Raw genomic sequence first — 22,740 nt, forward strand, 5'->3', positions numbered from 1 at the left:
CGCGCGTCCTTAGCGCAGGCACGACCCGCTTGCCCAGACCCCGCGCCGCGCCTATCACCCGCGCCATGTCCGACCTTGCCCCCGCCATCGTGCTCGTCCGCCCGCAACTGGGCGAAAATATCGGGGCCGCCGCGCGGGCGATGCTGAATTTCGGGCTCGAGGACATGCGGCTCGTCGGCCCGCGCGACGGCTGGCCCAACCCCGCCGCTCGCGCGATGGCGGCCGGGGCCGACCCGGTGCTCGAGGCGGCGACGGTGCATGAGGGCATCGGCGCGGCGGCGGCCGATTGCAGTTTCATGCTGGCCACGACCGCGCGGGTGCGGGGGCTCGACAAGCCCGTGCTGACCCCCGAGGCGGCGGTGGCCGGAATACGGGCGCGCGCGGCGGCGGGCGAGCGCACGGCGATCCTGTTCGGGCCGGAACGCGCGGGCCTTGAGAATGACGACGTGGCGCGGGCCTCGGCCATCGTGTCGGTGCCGGTCAATCCGGGCTTTGCCTCGCTCAACCTCGCGCAATGCGTGCTGCTGATGGCCTATGAGTGGCGGCGGCAGATGGCGGGCGACGCGTCCCCGCCGCCGCAATCGCGCCCCGATCCGATGCATGCCCCCGCGCCCGCCATCGAGGTCGAGCGGCTCGCCGATCACTGGGAGGACCGGCTCGACGCGGTGCAGTTCTTTTTCCCGCCCGAAAAGGCCCCTTACATGAAGCGCTCGCTGCGCAACCTGTGGTCGCGGATGCCGCTCAGCCGGGCCGATGTGCAGATGCTGCACGGTGCCCTGCGGCAGCTCGTCCGGGGGCGCTGACTTGCGGGGAGGGGCGCGGGCTTATAGTTTCCGCGCGATCTTCGGAAAGGACCGGACATGAGCCAGCGACGCGCGATCTTCGAAGAGGTGGGCGACGCCGCCCCGCGCCCCGACACGCCGCGCGGCGGCATGATCGACGCGCGCCCGCGCGGGGCGCGCCGGGCGGTGCGCACATGGCTATGGGTGCTGTTCGCGCTGGTCGTCGTGATGATCGCCGTGGGCGGGCTGACGCGGTTGACGGATTCGGGGTTGTCTATCACCGAATGGGCCCCCGTGACCGGCGCAATCCCGCCGCTCGATGCCGAGCATTGGCAGGGCGAGTTCGCCGCCTACCAGGCGACGCCCGAATACCAGTTGCAGAACCGCCAGATGACGCTGGACGAGTTCAAGGTGATCTATTGGTGGGAATGGGGCCACAGGCAGCTCGGGCGCGTGATCGGGCTGGTCTGGGCCATCGGCTTTGTGGGCTTTCTGGTGGCGCGCAAGATCCCGCCCGGCTGGACGGGGCGGTTGCTGCTGCTGGGCGCGCTTGGCGGCGCGCAGGGGGCCATCGGATGGTGGATGGTGGCCTCGGGCCTGACCGGCGACCGGGTCGACGTGGCGTCCTACAGGCTGGCGACGCATCTGGGCCTCGCCTTCGTGATCCTGGGCGTCATCGCGTGGTTCGCTTTGCAGCTTTCGCGAAGCGAGGCCGCGCTCATGCAGGCGCGGCGCGGCCGCGAGGCGGGGCTGATGCGGCTGGCGGGGATCATGGCGGGGCTGACATTCCTCCAGATCATCCTCGGCGCGCTCGTCGCGGGGATCGACGCGGGCCGCAACTATACCGACTGGCCGCTGATGGCCGGAGGGTTCCTGCCGCCCGATCCGCTCCAGATCGAGCCGCTGTGGCGCAACTTCTTCGAGAATGACGGGCTGGTGCAGTTCATGCACCGGATGTCGGGCTATGCGCTGCTGGCCTTCGGCATCTTTGCTTTCATGCGCGCGCGCCGGTCCTCCTATCGCAAGACCCGCGCCGCGTGGCACGGCATCCTCGCGATGCTGGTCGTTCAGATGGTGCTGGGCATCGTGACGGTGATGTACTCGGCGCCATGGCATCTGGCGATCCTGCACCAGCTTGGCGCCGTGGTGCTGTGGGTGCTCGTCCTGCGCGGCCGCCACCAGAGCGGCTATCCCCTTTCGCAATCCGTGAGGGACGCATGAGCACCTATGACGACCTGATGGCCTTTCAGCGCGAGACCGAGGCGCTGGGCCAGATCGCCGGCCGCCTGGGCTGGGACCAGGAAACGGTGATGCCGCGCGGCGCGGCCGAGCAGCGCGGCGAGGAGATGGCCGCGATCGAGGGCGTGATCCATGCGCGCCGCACCGATCCGCGCATCGGCGACTGGCTGGACGCGGCCGCGCCCGAGGATGCCGTGGCCACGGCCAACCTGCGCCATATCGCGCGCAGCTATCGCCGGGCGACCCGCGTGCCCGCGCGGCTCGCGGCCGAGCTTGCGCGGACCACGTCTATCGCGCAGGGCAAATGGGCGGCGGCGCGTGCGGCCGACGATTTCGCCGCCTTCGCGCCGGTGCTGGGCCGCGTGGTCGCGCTCAAGTGCGAAGAGGCGGAGTGCATCGCCGACGGGCGCGATCCCTATGACGCCCTGCTCGACGATTACGAGCCGGGGGCGACCTCCGCCACGCTGGGCGCGATGTTCGACGCGCTGCGGCCGCGGCTGATCGCGCTGCGCGACCGGGCGCTCGGATCCGACCGGCAGCCGCCGCGGCTCGAGGGCAGTTTCGACCCCGACACGCAGATGAGGCTGGCCGAGCGGCTGGCGCTCGGCTTTGGCTACGATCTCGACCGGGGCCGGATCGACCGCGCGGTGCATCCCTTCAGCTCGGGCAGCGGGGCCGACGTGCGGATCACCACCCGGACCGAGGCGCTCGACCCGTTCAACTGCCTCTATTCGACCATCCACGAGGTCGGGCATGCCGCCTACGAGCAGGGGATCGACCCCGATTACCTGTTCACCCCTTTGGGCGCGGGCGTGTCGATGGGCGTGCACGAAAGCCAGAGCCGCCTCTACGAGAACCAGATCGGGCGCTCGCGTGCGTTCACCGGGTGGCTGCACGGCGAGATGACGCGGGCCTTCGGCGATACCGGCCTCGATGCCGACGGGTTCTATGGCGCGGTGAACCGGCTGCATCGCGGTTTCATCCGAACCGAGGCCGACGAGGTGCAATACAACCTGCACGTCATGCTGCGCTTCGATCTCGAGCGCGACATGATCGCCGGCCGGCTCGACCCCGCCGATCTGGACGAGGCGTGGAACGCGCGGTTCCAGTCCGATTTCGGCTATCCCGTCGACCGGCCCGCGCATGGCTGCCTGCAGGATGTGCATTGGTCGGTGGGGCTGTTCGGCTATTTCCCGACCTATACGCTGGGCAATGTCTATGCCGGGTGCCTGATGGCGGCGCTGCGCCGCGATCTGCCCGATCTCGATCGGGCCCTCGCGCGGGGCGACACCTCGCCCGCGACCGGCTGGTTGCGCGAGAACGTGCAGCGCCATGGCGGGCTCTACGCGCCGCGGGACCTGATCGCGCGCGCCTGCAAGGCCGAGCCCGACGAGGGGCCGCTGCTCGACTATCTCAAGGCAAAGTTCGGCGCGATCTACGGGTTCTGAGGCCGCAGCCGCGCGATCCGCATCCGGTCACGGGGCAGGGCGGGCAGGCTGCGCATATCGAGCGTCAGGTCCTGGTCGGGCACATCCCATGCGACGCGGCGGGACCAGCGGACAAAGGCCTCCATCACGGCAATGGTAGTCCACTCGCCCGGACAGCGATGCCCGGACACATGATCGCCGCCGCCCTGCGGGATGAGCTCGAAGGGGCCGACCTCGCGCCCGTTGAACCGTTCGGGGCGGAAGGCGTCGGGCGCGTCCCAGACCGACGCGTCGCGATTGGTACCATAGATGTCAAGCAGCACGCGCTGCCCCTGGGGGATCGGATGGCCCAGCGCCTCGGTCGCACGGGCCGCGCGGGCGACCAGCATCGGAAAGAACGGCGCGGTGCGGCGGGTTTCCTGAACGAGGTCGTGCGGATCGGCCCCGGCCGCCTTGGGCTCGGTCTTCATGACATGCGCGAGAAAGGTCAGGAACGCCGAGATCGCGACGAAGGGGCGCAGCACGTTCGACAGCTCGACCGCGCCCACATCGGGCGGCATCAGCGCGCCCTCGTGGTCGCGCCATGTGGCGATGCGGTAGAGCGCGCGATCCTGCGGCACCTCGAGCCGGCCCTCGCGCACCGCCCCGATCAGGCTCGCCCCCCAGTCATCGCTTTGCCGGCGCGCCCGCACCGCCTTGAGGAATGCCGGGTGGATCGGCGCCGCGTGCTCGAACAGGTTGGAAAGCTGCGCCGCGCGCATCCGCATCTCGTCCGGGGCGACAGGCACGCCCGCCCAGTCGCAGATCACGCGGGCGAGGATCAGCTCGGCCGCGTCCTGCACCGTGACGAGGTCGGGGCGCCCTTCGGCCAAGGTATCGAGCGCGTCCGAGACGCGGGACGCCAGTTCGGCGGGCGTGTCGCGGGTCATGAGATCGAGATGCAACGCCTTGCGCGCGCGGTGCGCCTCGCCGTCGAGCCCCTGGACCCCGCCCTTGCCGAACAGCGAATAGCCGAGGAACGCGGGCGCGGAGCCCGCGCGTTCCATCGCGTCGGAGTAGAAGACCCGCGCGGCCTCGGCGCCGGTCAGCACGGTCGTTCGCCGCCCGAACAGCCGGGCCTCGAAAGCCCGCGCATCGTGGCGGCGGGCGGCGTCGGACAGCGCTGTATAGGGCGCGCGGGCGATGGCGAGGGTCAGATCGTGAGGCATGGCGGCACCGACAACGGACAGAATTGCCGGACCAACGCGGTCGGACCGCGTTGGTTCGCCGCTCCCGCGCCTCAGAGCTTGCGGATGCGCAGCCGCGTGATGCGGTTGTCGGTGCGCTGGATCACCTCGAAGCGGAAACCGTGGAAGATGAAGACCTGCCCCTGTTCGGGGATCGTCTGCGCCTCGTGGATGACCAGCCCGGCGATGGTGTTGGCCTCTTCGTCGGGGAGTTGCCAATCCGCGGCCCGGTTGAGGTCGCGGATGGTCATGCCGCCGTCGATGATCCAGTCGCCGGCATCGGTGTGGCGATAGGGCACTTCGCCGTCGAGATCGAACTCGTCGGTGATCTCGCCCACGATTTCCTCGAGGATATCCTCGAGCGTGATGAGACCCTGAAGCGCACCGTACTCGTCCACGACCAGCGCAAAATGCGTATGGCGGCGGAGGAACTCGCGCATCTGGTCGTCGAGCGTCGTGGTCTCGGGCACGAAATAGGCCGGCATCGACACTTCGGCGATGTCGAACTCGGTCAGCACGGATTCGTCGGACTGCGCCGCGATGCGGCGGGCATAGACCGCGCGCAGCAGATCCTTGGCATGGATCACGCCGACGATGTTTTCGTGCGAATCGCGATAGACCGGAAGCCGCGTATGCGGGCTTTCGAGGCATTGGCGCAGCAGCTCGGCGGGGCTGTCATCGGCGTTCAGCATCGCGATCTTGGAGCGGTGAAGCATGATCTCTTCGACGGTGCGCTCGGACAGGTCGAGCGCGCCGAGGATGCGGTCGCGATCTTCCTTTTCGACCACGCCCTCGGAATGGCCGAGATTGAGCGCGCCCTCGATCTCGTCGCGGATGGCGAGGATCTGGGTGTCGGGATCGGTCAGCACTCCGAACAGGCGCAGCACGCCCCGCACCAGCGCGCGCACCGCCGTCACGACGGGGGCAAAGACGCGGATGACGATCGAGATCGGCCCCGACACCCCCGCCGCGGCACGTTCGGCATTGGTGATGGCATAGGTTTTGGGCAGAACCTCGGCAAAGATCAGCACCAGCAGTGTCATCACCAGCGTCGCCACGGCGACACCCGAATCGCCGAACAGCGTCGTGAAAAGCGCCGTGGCCAGCGACGTGGCGAGGATGTTCACAAGGTTGTTGCCGAGCAGGACGGAGCCGATCAGCCGCTCGTTATCCTCGGTGATCTTGAGAGCCCGCTCGGCATTCTTGGACCCCCGGTCGGCCTGCGCGCGCAGTTTCCCGCGCGAGGCGGCGGTCAGGGCCGTCTCGGAGCCCGAGAAGAACGCCGAGAGAACCAGCAGCAACAGGATCGAGCCGCCGGTGATGAAGAGTGCGATATCGTAAGAGCCGGTCGTTTCCATCAGGTTCGTTGCCATGTTTTCAGGGGGATTACGAGGGGCCGCGCGCGGGGCGTCAAGCCTCGTCCCGCGGGCGGGCCAGCGGGTGATGCGTCAGCACGAGCTCTTGCAGCCTCGCATCGACGACATGCGTGTAGATTTCGGTGGTCGAGACATCGGCATGCCCCAGAAGCGTCTGGATCGAGATAAGGTCCGCCCCGCCCTCGAGCAGGTGGGTGGCAAAGGCGTGGCGCAGCGTGTGCGGCGTCACGGCATCGGGGGGCAGTCCGGCGGCCAGCGCCAGTTCCTTGACCAACAAAAAGAAACGGTTGCGCGTCAGGTGGCCCAGCGCCCCGCGCGAGGGGAACAGGAACCGCGACCGCGCATCGGCGCCCGCATCGCGGTGGACCAGCCAATCGGCGAGGGCGGCGCGCGCGGCGGGCGAAAGCGGCACCATCCGTTCCTTGTCGCCCTTGCCCCGCACCAAAAGCATCGCCGGATCGCCCCGCGCGGCGGCGGCGGGCAGCGAGACCAGTTCGCTCACCCGCATCCCGGTGGCATAGATCAGCTCCATCAGGCAGAGGTTGCGGGCGCGGTCGGCCGCACTCCGGCCATGGCGGCGCGCGGCCTCGATCAGCGCGACCACATCCTCGACGCCCAGCGTTTTGGGCAGGCGGCGCGCGCGGCCGGGGCCGCGGATCTCGATGGCAGGATCGGTGTCGCGCCAGCCCTCGTTAAAGGCAAAGCGAAAGAACTGCCGGATCGAGGACAACCGCCGCGCACGGGTCGCGGCGGCGAGCCCTTGCGCCGTGCAATGGGACAGGTAGGCCTCGATCATGTCGCGGTCGGCGGCCATCAAATCGGTGCCGCGGCGGGCCATCCATTCGGCGGCGTCGCGCAGGTCGCGCGCATAGGCAAGCTGCGTGTTCCGCGCCGCGCCAAGCTCGGCCGCCTGCGCCTCGATGAATGCCGCGATCCGGTCTGCCGACGGGGTCGATTCGGTCACGGCTGCATCCCCAGGATGGCGAGTTCGAGCGCGGCGTCGATGGCGGTATCGCGCAGCCCCAGCGCCACGAGCAGCGACAGCCCCTCGGTCACGGCGTCGAGATTGCCGCCCGCCCCCTCGTCCAGCAGCTCGGCCGCCTCGAGCAGGGCCTCGCCGAGGCGGTCGTCCTCGATCAGGCGGCGGTTGTCCTGGGTCAGGTCCTCGGCCCGCAGCCCCCGCAGGATCGCGGCGATCTCGGGGGTCGGGTCGGCGATGGCCTTATCCTGACCGCGGGCCAAGGCGGCAAGCTCGGGCTCGCGCCGCGCGGCGGTCTCGGTCGCGCGGAGCCGTTCCTCGCCCCCCGACAGCATGGCGGCGCGCAGGGCGATGCGCTCGGCCGCGCCCTCGAGCGGCAGGCGCAGCAGCCCCGCGCCATAGCGTTCGGCAAAGATCGGGCGCAGATCGGCCGCGCCCATCTGGTCCCAGGCGTCGGGCAGCACGCCGGCAACGGCGGCCGGGTCGCGGGCGCGCATCGCCGTCTCGAACCGCTGGATGGCGTTCACCCGGTCCCAGACCCCGCCCGAGGCCGCCGGGAGCCGCTCCTGATAGACGGACCAGAGCCGCTCGGGCCCGATGGCACCCGCGCGCGCCAACCGCTCGGCCGCCTCGATCCGGGCGCGCCAGCCGACATTGTCGCGCAGATCGGCATGGGCAAAGGCGATGGGCAGGCTGGCGCTGCGCAGCGGCTCTCCGATCGCCTCGTAGAGCGCGTAATCCAGCGGCGAAGGCGAGGCGGGCGGGGCCAGCGGCACGCCCCCCGCGAAATCGTCGAGAAACCGCGTCAGCCGGTTGGCAAGTGCGGGCTCGATCACGTCCAGCGCGCGCGCCGTCTCGAGCGTTAGCGCGGCCGCGGGCCAGTCGCCGGTGCGCGCAAGGCAAAAGATGCGCGCGGGCAGGGTTGGCGTGATCTCGGGTAAAAGCCGCATCCGCCGGCAGGCCGTGTTCTCGGTGCCGGTCAGGATCGCGATGTCGAACCACCGCCGGAACGTCTCGGGGCCGTCGATCTCGGCGCGGGCAAGCAGCGCGCGCGCCTGGTCGAGCTCGCCCAGGCCCAGCAGCGCGTCGACCCGTGCGAGATACATGGCCATGCCGTCGCTGCCCGCGGGCGGGGCCGAAGGAGCCACCAGCATCGCCGTCACCAGCCGCTGCATCGCGGTCAGCTGGGCCGGGCGGATCGCGGCGAGGCGGGGGCGCAACGCCTCCATTTCCGAGCGGGACCAGAGCGGGCGGGGCAGGGTATCGACCAGCGGCCCGGCCAGCCCCAGCAGGTCGGGCGTCGGCGCGTCGAGCCGGCTGACCGCAACCGGGCGGGGCATCGCGTTCGACGCCACGTCGCCGTCTCGCGGCGCGACTGGGCGCGGCGTCTCGACGCTGTCGGACAGCCAGTCGATCACGGGGCGGCGTTCGTCGCCCGCCGCGGGGGCCGTGATCAGCGCAAGCGCAAGCGCGGGCGCGGCAAGCCGGTCAAAGCGCATCGAGATCCACGGGTTCGCTGCTGTCCACCGGGGTGGGTTCGAGATCGCCGAGATAGGCATATCCCGCCAGCCCGACAAACCCGATGACGAGGAGAAACACCACGATCTTGAGAAGAGTAAGCACGAAGGCCCCTTGCAACGAAAACGCGCCGTTCGCGCGCCGGAAAACCTGCCGCGCAACGGCACCTATGGCCGGGTTATAGCTGGTCTTTCCGGCAAGATCACGTCATTCAGACCGACAATTCGAATGACCGGCGGAAAAGGGCGCAGGCGATGGGCGGCTTGCTCAGGACGGTGGTGATGGTGGGGATGCCGGGGGCGGGCAAGACCGCCGTGGGCACCGCCACGGCGCGGCGGCTGGGCGTGCCGTTCCGCGACAGCGACGCCGAGATCGAGCGCGCGGCGCGGCGCACCATCGCCGAGATCTTCGAGCGCGAGGGAGAGCCGTTCTTTCGCGAGCGCGAGACCGCCGTGCTGCGCCGCATCCTGTCCGAGCCGCCCTGCATCCTGTCGACCGGGGGCGGCGCCTACCTGCAAGCCCGCAACCGCGAGGCGATCCGCGCCGAAGGCGTGGCGCTGTGGCTGCGGGCCGAGCTCGACCTGCTGTGGTCGCGGGTCCGGCACAAGACGACCCGCCCGCTGCTGCGCACCGCCGATCCCAGGGCCACGCTGGCCGAACTGGCCCGCGCGCGCGAGCCGTTCTATGCCGAGGCCGAGATCGTCGTCGACTCGCTGCCCGATCTCACCGTCGACCAGATGGCCGGGCGCGTCGCCGCGGCGCTGAAGGCCCATCCGGGCGTCATCGAAGGACCGCGCGCATGACCCTCAGGACCGTTCCCGTCGACCTGCCCGGCCGCGCCTACGAGGTGCGGGTCGGCGCGGGGCTCATCGCCGATGCGGGCGCGCATATTGCACCGCTCTTGTCGCGGCCGCGCGTGGCCATCGTCACCGACGAAACCGTGGCGCGCCATCACCTCGGGCCGCTTTGCGACGCCCTGCGCGCGGAGGGCATCGCGGTCTCGGCGCTCGAGCTGCCGCCCGGCGAGGCCACCAAAAGCTGGGCCGAACTCGCGCGCTGCGTCGACTGGCTGCTGGCCGAGCGGATCGAGCGGCGCGATGTGGTCGTGGCGCTCGGCGGCGGGGTAATCGGGGATCTCGTGGGCTTTGCCGCCGCGATCCTGCGGCGCGGCGTGCGTTTCGTGCAGATCCCGACGAGCCTTCTGGCGCAGGTCGACAGCTCGGTCGGCGGCAAGACCGGCATCAACGCCGATGCGGGCAAGAACCTCGTCGGCGCGTTCCACCAGCCCGCGCTCGTGCTGGCCGATATCGACGCGCTGGCGACCCTGCCCCCGCGCGATTTCCTTGCCGGCTATGGCGAGGTGGTGAAATACGGCCTGCTTGGCGATGCGGATTTCTTCGACTGGCTCGAGGTGAACGGCCCCGCCATGGCCGCGGGCGATGCCGCGCTGCGCGCCGAGGCGGTCGAACGTTCGGTGCGGATGAAGGCGGCGATCGTCATGCGCGACGAGACCGAGCAGGGCGAACGCGCCCTGCTGAACCTCGGCCATACCTTCTGTCATGCGCTGGAACGGGCCACGGGCTATTCCGACCGGCTGCTTCATGGCGAGGGGGTGGCGATCGGCTGCGCGCTGGCTTTTGAGCTGTCGGCGCGACTGAGGCTTTGCGCGCAGGAGGACCCGTCGCGCGTGCGCGCTCACATGGCCGAGATGGGGCTGAAGCGGGACCTGTCGGACATTCCGGGCGAGTTGCCGGATGCCGAGACGCTGCTGGACCTGATGGGACAGGATAAAAAGGTCGTGGACGGTGCGCTGCGGCTGGTGCTGGCCCGCGGCATAGGCGCGGCCTTCGTCACCGCGGAGGCGCCGCGCGACGCGATCCTGTCGGTGCTGCGCGACGCGCTGGCCGCGCGCCGCTGAGCCGTGGGAGGGGGGCCGGATGGCGCCCCCCGGACCGTCCGGCCGGTCCCCTCAGAACGGGATTTCGTCGTCGTCGACCCCGCCGCCATATCCGCCGCCCCCGCCACGGCTGTCGCCGCCGCCGCGCGTGTCGCCGCCGCCATAACCGCCGCGATCCTCGCCGCCGCCGTAACCGCCGCCACCATAGCCGCCACCGCCACCTTCGCCGCGCGCGTCGAGCATCGTCAGCTCGGAGCGGTAGGGACGCAGAACGACCTCGGTGCTATAGCGGTCCTGGCCGGACTGATCCTGCCATTTGCGGGTCTCGAGCTGCCCCTCGATATAGACCTTCGAGCCCTTTTTCAGGTATTGCTCGGCCACGCGGACCAGCGGTTCCGAGAATATCGCGACGCTGTGCCATTCGGTCCGTTCGCGCCGCTCGCCGCTGTTCTTGTCTTTCCACGTCTCGGACGTGGCGATGCGCAGGTTGCACACCTTGCCGCCGTTCCCGAAGGTCCGCACCTCGGGATCGCGCCCGAGATTGCCGATGAGGATTACCTTGTTCACCGATCCGGCCATGTCGCGCCCCCTGATTCCGGTTCATTGCCCGCGAGGCTTACACCCTGCGGGACCGGAACTTAAAGCGGACTTAAAATCGAGGGTGGAAAACGGTCACTGCGCCCGTATAGTCCCGCGCAAAGCCGGGGGGACAGATCCATGAAACACCTTCTTGCTGTCGTAGCGCTGCTTGCCGTTCCGGCGGGCGCGATGGCCGATACCGTGTTCGGCAGCAGCGGTCGGGCGTCGGCCTTTACCAAAATGATCTCGGTGCTCGAGGGCCGCGCGGCCGAGCAATATGCAGGCTCCGCCCGGCTGGCGCCCGAGGTGAAACCCATGCCCGAGCGGCGCGTCGCCGCCAGCGCCGCCGTGGCCCCGACCTATGCGGGGCGCTATCGCGGCGAGTATGTCGATCACGCCCGCAATGCCGCGCGCAAGCATGGCATTCCCGAGGATCTGTTCCTGCGGCTCGTGCAGCAGGAATCGGGCTGGAACCCCGGCGCGGTGTCGCACAAGGGCGCGATCGGGCTCGCCCAGCTCATGCCCGGCACCGCCGAGCTCTTGCGCGTCGATCCTGCCGATCCGCTCCAGAACCTCGACGGGGGGGCGCGATACCTTTCGCAGCAATACCGCGCCTTCGGCGACTGGCGGCTGGCGCTTGCTGCCTACAATGCCGGTCCGGGCGCGGTGATCGAGCACGGCGACATCCCGCCCTATGCCGAAACGCTGGCCTATGTGAAAGCGATCTGGGGAAGCTGAGCCTCAGGTCGCCTTGCGGGCCGCGCGCCCGGCAAGCGTCTCGATATCGTCGCCCGCGGCGCGGTTGACGATCCGGTAGCGCGCATTGACCGCGCAGAAAATGCCGAAACACACCAGCCCGACGCAGACCGCCGCGACGAGGATCTGCCCGTAGGCCTGTTCCGAGATCCACGAAAAGGCCGCCCCGACGCCGCCCGCCTCCTGCGGGTCGGCGCGCATCGCGGCGTAAAGGATCAGCCCGCCGATCACCGCGATCACGCCGCCCTGCGCGATAAGGCCAAGCTTGAGCACCCAGTTCCAGTTGCGCGTGAACTCGTTGCTGCGCAGATGCGCGCGGTATTTCTCGGCGATGCCCTTGTAGGCGTAAAAGATGCCCGCCCCGATCACGACGAGCCCGCCGATGCCGAGGATCCAGCGCCCGCCCGGCCAGCCCAGAATCGCCCCCACGGCCGAGGTGATCGACGATCCGCCACCGCCCCCGGTGCTGAACAGCAGCGAGAAGGCCGCGATGCCGATGGCAAGGTGCACAGCGCCCGTGACCAGCATGCCCAGCCGCGCGACGGTGCCTTCGCCGTCGCTGCCATAGGCCTCGAGATCGTAGGCGGCATCGAGCAGTCGCCAGACCGCATAGGCGACCATGCCCACGAAGATGAGGAAGAGCACCACGCCCCCGCCTGTCGTCGTCTCGAGCCGGGCGAGCGCGGACGAGGTGCCCTTGGCCGAGCCGCCCTGCCAAAGCGCCCAGAGCGAGAAGCCCGCGACGGTGAAATAGACCAACGCGCGCCCGGCATAGCCTGCGCGCATGATCGGAACGGCCCAGCCGAAATCCCTGTCGCTCATCTCGAACCTCCCTTGCGGCGTCATGCCCCCCAACAAGAAAGCCCCGATCCCGTTCCGCCCGATCTAGCGCAAGAGCCGTTTGACCCGGTCGAGTACCGACGCCCGCGCCACCCGCGGCTCCTCCGGCCGGAGGGGCGATGCGCTCGGGGTTCTGGGCAGGTAGACCTCGCGGATATCGAGCCGGCCGTAATTGCCCAGATCGGTGCAGGTGAACCCCGCCGACGGGTCGACCACGATGGCGAATTGCCTCTGGCGGAAGGTATAGGCCGGAAGCCCGTGCGCCTCGGCGAAATAAAGCGCGTAGGGAAAAACCTGCGAAGGCGCGAACTCCGTTCCATGCTGCCAGACGTTGCGGCAGAAATCGTCGCCGAGAATGACGCCGCCCGGCCGCATCCGGGGCAGAACCTCTTTCAGGTCGATGGTGATGCCGCGAAGCGTATGGTCCCCGTCGATATAGGCCATGTCGAGCGACGCCTCGGGGATCTGCGCGATCACCTCCTGCGTGGTTCCGCGCAGAACATGCCGCCGGTCGGCCGCGAAATCGGTGCGGGCCATGGTCTCGTCGTGGTAGTCCTGGAACACGTCGTCGGCGACATTGGCGGGCTTGTCCCAGCCGCCCAGGTGCCGCCACGGGTCGATCATCCAGTAGCTTTCGATCTCGGGGCAGGCGCGCAGCATATGTTCGGCGAACTCGCCCCGAAAGACGCCGATCTCGGCCATCGAACGCGCGCCGATGGCGCCCGCGATCCGCGCGGCGAGGTCGAAGCGCGTGGACGCCTGGTCGCCAGCGGCGGCGATGGGGTCGGTCATGAGGTCACTCCGCCGGTTCGGCCGAGGGTTCGGCCAGGGTGATGACCGGCTCCATTGCGTCGAGATGGGCGCGGTCGAGGTGGCATTTGACCTGGTGCCCGCCCGAAATCGTGACCATGGGCGGCAGCTCGGTCTCGCATTTGTTGCCCGGAACCTCGGATTTCCAGCGGCAGCGCGTCTGGAACGGGCAGCCAGGCGGCGGGTTCATCGCCGACGGGATCTCGCCCTCGAGCACGATGTGCTTTTTCTTGACCCGCGTGTCGGCGATCGGCACGGCCGATAGCAGCGCCTCGGTATAGGGGTGATAGGGGGGCGCAAAGACCTGCTCGGTGGTGCCGATCTCGACCACGTGGCCCAGATACATGACAAGGACGCGGTCGGCGAGATAGCGCACGATCCCGAGGTCGTGGCTGATGAACAGAAGCGTCGTCTTCTGCTCGCGCTGGATCTCCATCAGCAGATCGGCCACCGCCGCCTGCACGCTCACGTCGAGCGCCGAGACGGGCTCGTCCGCGACCACGACGCGCGCATCGCCCGCAAAGGCGCGCGCGATGCCGACCCGCTGTTTCTGGCCGCCCGAAAGCTGTCGCGGCATCCGGTCGGCGAATTCGCGCGGCAGCTTGACCAGGTCGAGCAACGCCAGCATCCGCTCGCGCCGGGCCGCGTCGCTGTCGCCGATGCCGAAGATCTCGAGCGCGCGCATGATCTGGCGCCCGACCGTCATCGAGGGGTTCAGCGTGTCGAACGGGTTCTGGAACACCATCTGCACATCGGCCACGGTCGCGGTGTCGCGATCCTCGATGGCGGTGTTCTGGATCGGGGTGTTGCGCAGGCTGATGGCGCCCGAGGTCGCCGTCTCGAGCCCCATCAGCACCTTGGCAAAGGTGGATTTGCCGCAGCCGGATTCGCCCACGATGGCCAGCGTCTCGGATTCGCGCGCGTCGAAGCTGAGGCTTTCGTTGGCCTTGACCACCTTGGTCTCGCCGCCGCGAAGCAGCGCCGAGGCCGCGACCTCGTAATGTTTCTGAAGCTCGTCGACCTTGAGCACCACGTCGCCGGGTTCGGTGCGCGCCGTCTCGACCCCGTCGATGGCGAGCCGGGTCCAGTCGATCTCGTCATGGCGCAGGCAGCGCGTCTCGTGCCGGTCGCCCTGGTCCAGCCCGAACATCGGAATGGCCTGCGCATCGCAGCGCCCGGCTTCGAAATAGTCGCAGCGCGGGCCGAAATTGCAGCCCGGCGGGCGTTCGTGGGGCAGGGGAAAGTTGCCGGGAATGGCGACCAGCGGTTTCTGGTTCTTGTCGGCGCCGGGCAGCGGGATCGAGCGGAACAGCGCCTGCGTATAGGGGTGACGCATCCGGTCGAACACGTCCTCGATCCGGCCTGTCTCGACCGCCTCGCCGGAATACATGACGCAAAGCCGGTCGCAGGTTTCCAGCACCAGCCCCAGGTTGTGGCTGATGAACAGCATCGAGGTGCCGTATTTCTTGCCGAGATCCCTCACCAGCTCGATCACCGCCGCCTCGACGGTCACATCCAGCGCGGTCGTCGGCTCGTCGAGGATCAGCAGCGCGGGGTTGGCCATCAGCGCCATGGCGATGACGATGCGCTGTTGCTGGCCGCCCGAAAGCTGGTGGGGATAGGCGTCGAGGATGCGTTCGGGATCGGGCAGCTTGACGTCGGCCACCACCTCGAGCGCGCGGGCGCGGGCCTCGGATTTCGACACCTTTTCATGGATCATCGGCACTTCCATGAGCTGGCGTCCGATCTTCATGGCGGGGTTCAGCGAGGCCATCGGTTCCTGGTAGATCATCGCGATCTTGGAGCCGCGGATATCGCGCAGCTCGGCCTCGGACATTTCCGACAGATCGCGGCCACGGAACCGGATGCTGCCGCCCACGATCTCGCCGTTGACGCCGAGATCCTGCATCACGCCCAGCGCGACGGTGGATTTCCCGCATCCCGACTCGCCCACCAGCCCCACGGCCTCGCCCGGCATGACCTTGACCGAGAAATCCATCACCGCCGGGATCTCGCGCAGGCGGGTGAAGAACGAGATCGACAGGTGGTCGATCTCGAGGATGGGAGTCTCTTCGGCGTCGGCTTGGGCGGGGGTGTCGCTCATGGGGTCATCCTTGGTCAGGGCCGGAGGCTGCGGGGCGGGCCTGCCCCGGTCTCAGTCGCGCAGGCTTTCCTCGCGCAGCCCGTCGGCCAGCAGGTTGAGCCCCAGGACGAGGCTCAGCAGGGACAGGGCGGGCACGATCGCGGGGTGCGGGTAGATCGCCAGCAGCTTGCGGCCGTCATTGATCGTCGATCCCCAGTCGGGGCTTTCGGGCGGCAGGCCGAGCCCGAAAAAGCCCAGCGTGCCCAAGAGGATCGTGGTGTATCCGACCCGCAGGCAGAAATCGACGATCAGCGGTCCGCGCGCGTTGGGCAGGATTTCCCACAGCATGATGTACCAAGAACCCTCGCCGCGGGTCTGGGCGGCGGCGACATAGTCGCGCGTCTTGATGTCGAAGGCGAGGCCCCGGACGATGCGGAACACGGTGGGCGAGTTGACGAAGACCACCGAGACGAACACCACGAGGATGCCGCCAGGTATGTCGAAAAGGTCGAGCGCCTGCGGCAGGATATCGAGCGGACCGAACCGCTCGGAGATCAGCGACAGGTACACCCAGCCGAGCCCGCCGATCACCGCGATCAGCAGCGGCGTGTTCAGCGCGGGCCGCGTGCGATAGCGCGAGTTCAACAGGATCGCGATGAATGCGATGGGAAAGAGGAACATCACCGCCGCCATGTAGGCCGGAATCCCCGTCTCGACGATCTCGGGCGTGACCAGCAGGTAGAACAGCAGGATCACCGGAAAGGCGAGGATCAGGTTAGCGAGGAACGACAGAAGCTCGTCGAGGCGCCCGCCCTTGTAGGCCGCGGGCAGGCCCAGCGTGATCCCCACCATGAAGGCGAAGGCCGTGGCCATCGGCGCGATCTGCACAACCACCCAGGACCCGGCGATCATCCGGCTGAACACGTCGCGCCCCAAATTATCGCCGCCGAGCAGATAATAGGGGTAGGATCCTTCGGCCACCTCGCCCAGCATCCGCGTATAGGGCATGCCGGGCAGTTCGTTCTTCATCGCGCCGGACTGGCCCAGCGGATCATGCGTCACGATGAGGCCGAAAGCCCCCATGAAGGCGGCAAAGACCCAGAACATCACCAGCGCGAAGCCGATCATGCCGATGGTGCTGTCGAAGAGCTTGCCGTAGAGCCCCAGCCGCCGCTTGAAGGTCAGAGACAGCGCAAATGTCGAGGCGAGCGCGATCCAGACGGGCAGCAGTCGGCGCGACATGGCGCCAAGGATCCCGGCGCCCTCGGCGAGGGCCGCACCGCCTGCCACGAAGATCGCCACGACGGCCAGCGCGGCCAGCAGCGCCCACCATGTCGCGAGGTCGAGCATCTCGAGCGGGCCGCGCGTCACCGCAAGCGTGCCGTCGGACTGGGTCTGCGTGTCGCCCTCGGACAAGAAAAACCCCGCGATCCAGCGCAACAGCGCCAGGATCGCGACCGCGGCGAGCGCGGTCCACAGGACGGGCACCAGCGGGGCGAAGGCCCCGGTCCAGCTCAAAGGCTCCATGCGAGATCTCCGTCGGGCAGGGCGGGGCGGGCAGGGGTGGCGGGCGCGCTCATGCGACCGAGATCCGCGGGTTCAGATAGACATAGCCGATATCGGATATGAGCTGCGTGACCAGCACGACGAAGACCGACACGACCGACACCGCCAGCAACAGCTCGATGTCGTTATTGCCCGCGGCCTGCACCAGCGTCCAGCCGAAGCCTTTGTAGTTGAACAGGGTCTCGACGATCACCACGCCGTTCAGCAGCCACGGGAACTGCAGCATGATGACGGTAAAGGGCGCGATCAGCGCGTTGCGCAGCGCGTGCTTGAGCACGATGTCGCGGAACCGCACGCCCTTGAGCCGGGCGGTGCGGATATATTGCTGCGTCATCACCTCGGCCATGCTGGCGCGGGTCATGCGCGCGATATAGCCGGTTCCGTAAAGCGCGATGGTCACGACGGGCAGCAGGAAATTCTCGAGCGTCGCGTTTTCCATCGCCGAGGCCGCGGTGCCCTTGAACCAGCGCAGCCCCACGGCCGACGAGGCGAAGACCGCGATCAGGATCACCCCCGAGACGTATTCGGGCGTCGCGGTGGACAGGATCGACACCGTCGACAGCGACCGGTCGGTGCGCGATCCCTCGCGCATCCCCGCCAGCACGCCCAGGATCAGCGCCGAGGGCACCATCACCACCATCACCCAGAACATCAGCTTGGCGGTAAGCCCCAGACGGGTCGCCACGATGCTGCCGACATCGTCGCGAAACACCGACGAATAGCCCCAATCGCCCTGCAACACGCCGCAAAAGGCCGGCGCGTCGGGCGGCACGGAATCCGCACGCTCGAAACAGCGGCCGCGCACCGAACCGTCGGGCTGTTCGATGACGAAACCGGGCAGGACGCCCAGCCATTCGCCGTATTTGACGAACACGTTGCGGGCATAGCCGCGCGTCTCGAGGAACGACGTCACCTCGGCATCGGTCATGCGCGAGTTGCCTTCGGCCTTGGCCAGTTTCTCGAGATTGGGCTGAAGGTTCGTGAGGAAGAACACCACGAAGGTCAGGCACAGCGCGGTCAGAAGCATAACGGCGATGCGGCGCAGCAGGAAGGCGAGCATTGACGCTCCTTCAGGGGCCCGGCGACGCGGCGCGCATCGCTCGGGGTGTCAACTGGATGCGGGCCGCCGCAACCGGGCGGCCCGCAAGGACTCGTCGTGCCCGATCAGGTCGCGGCGAACCCGAGCTGGTAGGTCGGGATCTCGTAGAGCGGATGCACCTCGGCGCCGGTCACGCCCTGTTTGTAATGTCGGAACAGCGACCGCCAATAGGGCTGGATGATGACGCCGTCATCGATCAGCATCTGCTCGAGCTCCTTCATGACCACCTTGCGTTCTTCGGCCGAGGCGATGCCCATGGCCTCGGCCAGCTTGGCATCGAATTCGGGGCTGGCATAGGCGGTTTCGTTCCACGCCTCGCCCGAGCGATAGGCCAGCGCCAGAACCTGCACGCCGAGCGGGCGCTGGTTCCAGTTGGTCGAGCTGAACGGGAACTTGGCCCAGTCGTTCCAGAAGGTGTTGCCCGGCAGCACCGTGCGCCGCACCTTGATGCCCGCATCGCGCAACAGCGCCGCGGCGGCATCGGTGGTGTTCTTGCGCCAGTCGTCGTCGATCGAGATCAGCTCGTGCTCGAAATCGGCAAAGCCGGCCTCTTCGAGCAGCGCCATCGCGCCCTCGGGGTCATAGACCACGGGGTTGTCGACCTCGGCATAGTCGGGGTGGATGGGGCAGACATGGTGGTTCTCGGCGGTGACGCCCAGCCCCGAATAGCCCAGCTCCAGCAGGACGTTGTTGTCCATCGCCATCTGCAACGCCTTGCGGACGCGGACATCGGCATAGGGCTTCTGCCCGTCGACCTCGGCCTCCTGATTGGCGCGGATGCAGATCGTCGAGGCGGTCACGGCCTCGCTCTTCACGAGGTCGAGGCTGTCCATGATCTCGATGAACTCGCCGACGCTTTCGTAAAGCATGTCGACCTCGTCCGATTCCAGCGCGGCAAGCCACGCGGCCGGGTCCGAGCCGTAATCGAGATACACGATCTCGTCGAGCGAGGCACCGCCGAATCCTTCGGCCTCCTTGCCCCACCAGTCGAAATCCTCGCGCCGCCGGAGCACCGATTTCACGCCGACCTCGTGGCTTTCCAGACGGAAGGGCCCGGTGCCGATCATGTCGCCATTGGCCGGATCGCTGCCGTCATAGCTGGGATGCACCACAGCGCCGGGGTAATCGGCGACATTGGCAATGATTGCGATATCGGGCGATGCCAGGTTCAGCCTGAGCGTGGTGTCGTCCACGACCTCGAGCACGCCCTCGCGGATCTGGTCGGTTTCGGGGTCGACCATGTCGCCCATGCGGCTCGCCATCGAGTTGCCTTCGACCGTGCGGTCGCACCAGCGGCGGAAGTTATGCGCGACATGCTCGGCCGTCAGCGCATCGCCGTTCGACCAGGTGATGCCGGGGCGAAGCTTGAGCGTGTAGGTCCTGGCATCGTCCGACACCTCCCAGCTTTCGAGCAGCATGGGTCGGATCGAGCCGTCGCGCTGATATTCGCTGAGATATTCGAGCCATCCGCGATAGATATTGGCGATCTGGGGCCAGTCGGTGATGCGCGGATCCTTGAGCGCGCGCACCTCCATCTGGATGCGCAGGCTGCCGCCGTCCTGCGTCGCGGTCTGGGCGAGCGCCGGTGCGTCCAGCCCGATCATCCCGTAGGCCACGGTCGAGGCGACGCCGAGGCAGGTGGCGCGGGTCAGGAACTCGCGGCGGTCGATCTGGCCTGCGCGATATTCCTCGGCATGCATCCTGGCGGCCGGGTGAATCCGGTCGGGCGCGGTGTCGGACATATATGTACTCCCTTGAGAACGTGTTGTTTTTCTTGTTCCGCGCGGTCGGGCGAAACCCCTGCCGCGCCGTGCGTTTCAGCCGGCATTATCTGCGGCACGGCGGGGGAAGGTCAACCGCCGCCCCCCCGCGGCGCGTCGAAAAGCGACATCCCGGTGTCGCGAACAGGCCGGACCGCGGTGCGGGCGCGCCGCTATTTCCGCCGCCGGAACCCGGTGGGGGTCAGACCGCTGCGCGCCTGGAAAGCCCTTGTGAAATAGGCGGCCGAGGTGAATCCGAGCCGCTGCGCGACCTCTTTCACAGGCAAGTCGGTTTCGCCCAGCAGGCGCCGCGCCTCGAAGGTGACGCGGTCGTGCAGGAGACCCGACGCCGTCCGCCCCGAGGTCTGCTTGCAGCACCGGCTCAGATGGGTGGCGGTCACGCCCAGCCGTGCCGCATAGCTGGCGACGCTCCTGCCCTCGCGGTAATGCCGCTCGACAAGGGCGACATAGGCCTCGGTCAGCGACTCCGCCGCGCGCGGCGGGTCGGCGGCGGCATCGAGCGCGGTTTCGGCGTGGCGGTCCATCCAGACGCCGAGCAGGCTGGCATGGTTGGCCAGCGCACGAGCGGATGCGGCGTCGCCCAGTTCGATCTCGCGGCGGATGTTCTCGACCTGGATGTTCATCTCGCCCTGGCTGGCCGCATCGCGCAGCCGAAGATGCAGCGCGGAATCGGGCAGCGTCGCGGCGTCGCCCTGCGTGAAGTGCAGCGCATAGCCGCCGACGGTTCCGGTTACCTCGAACCCGTGCATCGTATCGCCGGGCAGGTAGACGGCGTTGTGCGGGCCCCATCCGCGCGTGACGCCCTGGACGGTGATCCGCCCCTGTCCGCGGGTGAACCAGTAGAGCAGCGGCTGGCCGTAGCTGCGCATCGCCTCGGTCCGCCACCGCCCCCCGGCGGCAAGCTGTCGGAGCGACACGACACGGTAGCCCGGCTGCGGTGCAGCGGTGTGCTTCATCACGACTTATCCCCGATTGGCAGCAGGTCGGGACAAGGGTAGGGCGCCGCGCCCGATTCCCAAAGCGCAATCGACCCCGCCCGGCGCGTTATTGCGCGACCGTCACCCCATCCCATCCCGCCATGCGCTTGGCGAACCAAGTGCGCTGGCGCTTGGCATAGCGGCGCGTGGCGACGATCGCGGCGTCGATGGCGGTGTCCAGATCTACCTCGCCCCGCAGATGGGCGGCGAGTTCGGGCGCGCCGATGGCGCGGGCGGCGGGGCGGGGGCTCTCCACGAGGGCGAGATTGCCGCGCACCTCGTCCAGCGCCCCGGCCGCGACCATGGCGCGCAGCCGCGCGGCGATGCGCGGGGTCAGCACCTCGCGCGGCGCGTCGAGGCGCAGCAAAAATGCACGCTCTGGCGGCAAGAGCGGCGGCGCCGTCTCGGCCTGCCAGACGGCCAGCCCGCGGCCGGTGGCGCGCCATACCTCCCAGGCGCGCTGGACGCGGGCGGGGTTCGCGCCGTCGATCCGGTCCCGCGTCCCGGCGTCGATCTCGGCCAGAAGGGCGGCATGCCCCTCGTGCGCGATGCGGGCATCGGCTTCGGCGCGGATCTCGGGCGGCACGGGCGGGATCTCGGCCAGCCCCTCGGTCAGCGCAGTGAGGTAGAGCCCCGTGCCCCCCACGATCACCGGGCGCGGCCCGTCGAGAAGCGGCGTGACCTCGCGCAGCCAATGGCCCACGGAATAGTCCTGATCGGCCCCGACATGGCCATAAAGCGCGTGCGGCGCGCGGTGCAGATCCTCCGCACCGGGCCGGGCGGTCAGCACCTCCCAGCAGTCATAGACCTGAAGCGCGTCGGCATTGACGACCCGCCCGCCCGCGGCCTCCGCGATGGCCAGCGCAAGCCCCGACTTGCCGCTGGCGGTGGGGCCGGCGATGACTACGGGGCGCGTGCAGGCCGCCGCGCGGGCGATGGCCTCGGAAGGTGTCACTTATCCCCGTCCCCCGTGTTGTGGTCCGCCGGCTTTTCCGACATTTTGCCGCCCGACGCAAAAGCAGGAGCGGACCCATGTCAGACACCGACGAGAAACGGCGCTACGACAGGGTTCTTCTCAAGATATCCGGCGAGGCGCTGATGGGCGACCAGGGCTACGGCCTGCATCCGCCCACCGTCGACCGCATCGCCCGCGAGGTGCAGGAGGTGCACAGCCTCGGCGTCGAGATCTGCATGGTGATCGGGGGCGGCAACATCTTTCGCGGGCTGCAGGGCTCGGCCCAGGGGATGGAGCGCACGACCGCAGATTACATGGGGATGCTCGCCACGGTGATGAACGCGCTGGCGATGCAGGGCGCGCTCGAGACGCTGGGGGTGCATACGCGGGTGATCTCGGCCATCCCGATGGACCAGATCTGCGAGCCCTATATCCGCCGCCGCGCGGTGCGCCACCTCGAGAAGAAACGCGTCTGCATCTTTGCCGCGGGCACCGGCAACCCGTATTTCACCACCGATACCGCCGCCACGCTGCGCGCAAGCGAGATGAGCTGCCAGGCGATCTTCAAGGGCACCAAGGTCGACGGCGTCTATGACAAGGATCCGGTCGTGCATCCCGACGCCGTGCGCTATGACAAGGTCAGCTATGACGAGGTGCTCAACAAGCATCTCAACGTCATGGATGCCTCGGCCATCGCGCTCGCACGCACGAACAACCTGCCCATCGTCGTCTTTTCGCTCGAGGAGCCGGGCGGCTTTCGCGGCATCCTCGCGGGCGAGGGGACCTTTACCGAGGTGAGCGACTTCGGCTGAGCGCGCCCCAGCCGCTATACAAGGCGTGCCCGCGCCAT

The 22,740-nt window shown here is 68.7% G+C and carries 21 protein-coding genes; 7 read left to right on the forward strand and 14 right to left on the reverse strand.

Annotated features, from left to right (window positions below; translation table 11 throughout):
• Positions 1–65 precede the first annotated feature (65 nt).
• Genes E2L08_RS02500 through E2L08_RS02510 form a run of 3 tightly spaced genes read left to right on the forward strand, consistent with a single transcriptional unit; the run spans position 66 to position 3,469 of the window.
• Positions 66–803 carry an RNA methyltransferase gene (locus tag E2L08_RS02500; RefSeq protein WP_133395486.1) on the forward strand — a complete coding sequence of 246 codons (738 nt, stop codon included), beginning with the start codon at positions 66–68 and terminating at the stop codon, positions 801–803.
• Positions 804–860: 57 nt separating this feature from the next.
• Positions 861–2,003, forward strand: coding sequence for a heme A synthase (gene ctaA / locus E2L08_RS02505; RefSeq protein WP_133395487.1), 1,143 nt, complete (start codon positions 861–863; stop codon positions 2,001–2,003).
• Positions 2,000–3,469: a carboxypeptidase M32 gene (locus E2L08_RS02510; protein WP_133395488.1), complete on the forward strand. Its 1,470-nt coding sequence runs from the start codon at positions 2,000–2,002 to the stop codon at positions 3,467–3,469. The genes ctaA and E2L08_RS02510 overlap by 4 nt, the downstream gene beginning before the upstream one ends.
• Here the strand turns inward: E2L08_RS02510 and E2L08_RS02515 are convergent.
• From E2L08_RS02515 to E2L08_RS17350, 5 genes are all read right to left on the reverse strand, one after another.
• The gene (locus tag E2L08_RS02515) at positions 3,457–4,656 is read right to left on the reverse strand and encodes a cytochrome P450 (protein WP_133395489.1); all 1,200 of its coding nucleotides are present in this window, start codon (positions 4,654–4,656) and stop codon (positions 3,457–3,459) included. The genes E2L08_RS02510 and E2L08_RS02515 overlap by 13 nt on opposite strands.
• Before the next feature lie 71 nt (positions 4,657–4,727).
• Entirely contained in the window at positions 4,728–6,047 is a 1,320-nt protein-coding gene (locus E2L08_RS02520) for an HlyC/CorC family transporter (protein ID WP_240758001.1), read from the reverse strand.
• A 37-nt stretch (positions 6,048–6,084) separates the two neighbouring features.
• A complete protein-coding gene (locus E2L08_RS02525) occupies positions 6,085–7,014 on the reverse strand; it encodes a tyrosine recombinase (RefSeq protein WP_133395490.1) in 930 nt (309 codons plus the stop codon).
• Complete coding sequence (locus tag E2L08_RS02530; protein ID WP_133395491.1) at positions 7,011–8,528, reverse strand: hypothetical protein; 1,518 nt, start codon at positions 8,526–8,528, stop codon at positions 7,011–7,013. The genes E2L08_RS02525 and E2L08_RS02530 overlap by 4 nt, the downstream gene beginning before the upstream one ends.
• Positions 8,518–8,652, reverse strand: coding sequence for a hypothetical protein (locus E2L08_RS17350; protein ID WP_276321511.1), 135 nt, complete (start codon positions 8,650–8,652; stop codon positions 8,518–8,520). The genes E2L08_RS02530 and E2L08_RS17350 overlap by 11 nt, the downstream gene beginning before the upstream one ends.
• 104 nt (positions 8,653–8,756) lie before the next feature.
• Here E2L08_RS17350 and E2L08_RS02535 point away from each other — a divergent pair, with 104 nt between their 5' ends.
• Both E2L08_RS02535 and aroB read left to right on the forward strand, forming a co-directional pair.
• On the forward strand, positions 8,757–9,350 hold the full coding sequence (locus E2L08_RS02535) for a shikimate kinase (RefSeq protein WP_276321516.1): 594 nt from the start codon (positions 8,757–8,759) through the stop codon (positions 9,348–9,350).
• Positions 9,347–10,465, forward strand: a complete 1,119-nt coding sequence (aroB, locus tag E2L08_RS02540; protein WP_133395493.1) for a 3-dehydroquinate synthase — start codon at positions 9,347–9,349, stop codon at positions 10,463–10,465. The genes E2L08_RS02535 and aroB overlap by 4 nt, the downstream gene beginning before the upstream one ends.
• Before the next feature lie 51 nt (positions 10,466–10,516).
• Here aroB and ssb read toward each other — a convergent pair whose 3' ends face one another.
• Complete coding sequence (gene ssb, locus E2L08_RS02545) at positions 10,517–11,023, reverse strand: single-stranded DNA-binding protein (protein WP_133395494.1); 507 nt, start codon at positions 11,021–11,023, stop codon at positions 10,517–10,519.
• A 138-nt stretch (positions 11,024–11,161) separates the two neighbouring features.
• Here ssb and E2L08_RS02550 point away from each other — a divergent pair, with 138 nt between their 5' ends.
• Positions 11,162–11,761 (forward strand): lytic transglycosylase domain-containing protein, encoded by a 600-nt coding sequence (locus tag E2L08_RS02550; RefSeq protein ID WP_133395495.1) that lies wholly within the window; start codon positions 11,162–11,164, stop codon positions 11,759–11,761.
• Positions 11,762–11,764: 3 nt separating this feature from the next.
• Here the strand turns inward: E2L08_RS02550 and E2L08_RS02555 are convergent, their stop codons facing one another.
• From E2L08_RS02555 to miaA, 8 genes are all read right to left on the reverse strand, one after another.
• Positions 11,765–12,601, reverse strand: coding sequence for a DUF1206 domain-containing protein (locus E2L08_RS02555; protein WP_133395496.1), 837 nt, complete (start codon positions 12,599–12,601; stop codon positions 11,765–11,767).
• A gap of 63 nt (positions 12,602–12,664) precedes the next feature.
• Positions 12,665–13,411, reverse strand: coding sequence for a class I SAM-dependent methyltransferase (locus E2L08_RS02560; protein ID WP_133395497.1), 747 nt, complete (start codon positions 13,409–13,411; stop codon positions 12,665–12,667).
• Positions 13,412–13,415: 4 nt separating this feature from the next.
• Positions 13,416–15,533: a dipeptide ABC transporter ATP-binding protein gene (locus E2L08_RS02565; protein WP_133395498.1), complete on the reverse strand. Its 2,118-nt coding sequence runs from the start codon at positions 15,531–15,533 to the stop codon at positions 13,416–13,418.
• A gap of 51 nt (positions 15,534–15,584) precedes the next feature.
• The gene (locus E2L08_RS02570; RefSeq protein ID WP_133395499.1) at positions 15,585–17,039 is read right to left on the reverse strand and encodes an ABC transporter permease; all 1,455 of its coding nucleotides are present in this window, start codon (positions 17,037–17,039) and stop codon (positions 15,585–15,587) included.
• Positions 17,040–17,088: 49 nt separating this feature from the next.
• Positions 17,089–18,138, reverse strand: a complete 1,050-nt coding sequence (locus E2L08_RS02575; protein ID WP_133395500.1) for an ABC transporter permease — start codon at positions 18,136–18,138, stop codon at positions 17,089–17,091.
• Positions 18,139–18,242: 104 nt separating this feature from the next.
• Entirely contained in the window at positions 18,243–19,919 is a 1,677-nt protein-coding gene (locus tag E2L08_RS02580; RefSeq protein ID WP_133395501.1) for an ABC transporter substrate-binding protein, read from the reverse strand.
• Positions 19,920–20,110: 191 nt separating this feature from the next.
• Complete coding sequence (locus E2L08_RS02585; protein WP_133395502.1) at positions 20,111–20,914, reverse strand: helix-turn-helix domain-containing protein; 804 nt, start codon at positions 20,912–20,914, stop codon at positions 20,111–20,113.
• Positions 20,915–21,002: 88 nt separating this feature from the next.
• Positions 21,003–21,890: a tRNA (adenosine(37)-N6)-dimethylallyltransferase MiaA gene (gene miaA / locus E2L08_RS02590; protein ID WP_206076956.1), complete on the reverse strand. Its 888-nt coding sequence runs from the start codon at positions 21,888–21,890 to the stop codon at positions 21,003–21,005.
• 77 nt (positions 21,891–21,967) lie between these two features.
• Here miaA and pyrH point away from each other — a divergent pair, with 77 nt between their 5' ends.
• Positions 21,968–22,702 carry a UMP kinase gene (pyrH, locus tag E2L08_RS02595; protein WP_133395503.1) on the forward strand — a complete coding sequence of 245 codons (735 nt, stop codon included), beginning with the start codon at positions 21,968–21,970 and terminating at the stop codon, positions 22,700–22,702.
• Positions 22,703–22,740: the final 38 nt, after the last annotated feature.

The sequence above is a fragment of the Palleronia sediminis genome, assembly GCF_004358695.1.
GTDB classification, from domain to species: Bacteria; Pseudomonadota; Alphaproteobacteria; order Rhodobacterales; family Rhodobacteraceae; genus Palleronia; species Palleronia sediminis.

Coding starts and splice junctions, on each gene's coding strand:
- E2L08_RS02565 (WP_133395498.1), bottom strand. CDS start 15,533: ATGAGCGACACCCCCGCCCAAGCCGACGCCGAAGAGACTCCCATCCTC.
- ssb (WP_133395494.1), bottom strand. CDS start 11,023: ATGGCCGGATCGGTGAACAAGGTAATCCTCATCGGCAATCTCGGGCGC.
- E2L08_RS02555 (WP_133395496.1), bottom strand. CDS start 12,601: ATGAGCGACAGGGATTTCGGCTGGGCCGTTCCGATCATGCGCGCAGGC.
- aroB (WP_133395493.1), top strand. CDS start 9,347: ATGACCCTCAGGACCGTTCCCGTCGACCTGCCCGGCCGCGCCTACGAG.
- E2L08_RS02585 (WP_133395502.1), bottom strand. CDS start 20,914: ATGAAGCACACCGCTGCACCGCAGCCGGGCTACCGTGTCGTGTCGCTC.
- E2L08_RS02530 (WP_133395491.1), bottom strand. CDS start 8,528: ATGCGCTTTGACCGGCTTGCCGCGCCCGCGCTTGCGCTTGCGCTGATC.
- E2L08_RS02570 (WP_133395499.1), bottom strand. CDS start 17,039: ATGGAGCCTTTGAGCTGGACCGGGGCCTTCGCCCCGCTGGTGCCCGTC.
- ctaA (WP_133395487.1), top strand. CDS start 861: ATGAGCCAGCGACGCGCGATCTTCGAAGAGGTGGGCGACGCCGCCCCG.
- E2L08_RS02580 (WP_133395501.1), bottom strand. CDS start 19,919: ATGTCCGACACCGCGCCCGACCGGATTCACCCGGCCGCCAGGATGCAT.
- E2L08_RS02520 (WP_240758001.1), bottom strand. CDS start 6,047: ATGGCAACGAACCTGATGGAAACGACCGGCTCTTACGATATCGCACTC.
- pyrH (WP_133395503.1), top strand. CDS start 21,968: ATGTCAGACACCGACGAGAAACGGCGCTACGACAGGGTTCTTCTCAAG.
- E2L08_RS02500 (WP_133395486.1), top strand. CDS start 66: ATGTCCGACCTTGCCCCCGCCATCGTGCTCGTCCGCCCGCAACTGGGC.
- E2L08_RS02510 (WP_133395488.1), top strand. CDS start 2,000: ATGAGCACCTATGACGACCTGATGGCCTTTCAGCGCGAGACCGAGGCG.
- E2L08_RS02575 (WP_133395500.1), bottom strand. CDS start 18,138: ATGCTCGCCTTCCTGCTGCGCCGCATCGCCGTTATGCTTCTGACCGCG.
- E2L08_RS02515 (WP_133395489.1), bottom strand. CDS start 4,656: ATGCCTCACGATCTGACCCTCGCCATCGCCCGCGCGCCCTATACAGCG.
- E2L08_RS02560 (WP_133395497.1), bottom strand. CDS start 13,411: ATGACCGACCCCATCGCCGCCGCTGGCGACCAGGCGTCCACGCGCTTC.
- E2L08_RS02550 (WP_133395495.1), top strand. CDS start 11,162: ATGAAACACCTTCTTGCTGTCGTAGCGCTGCTTGCCGTTCCGGCGGGC.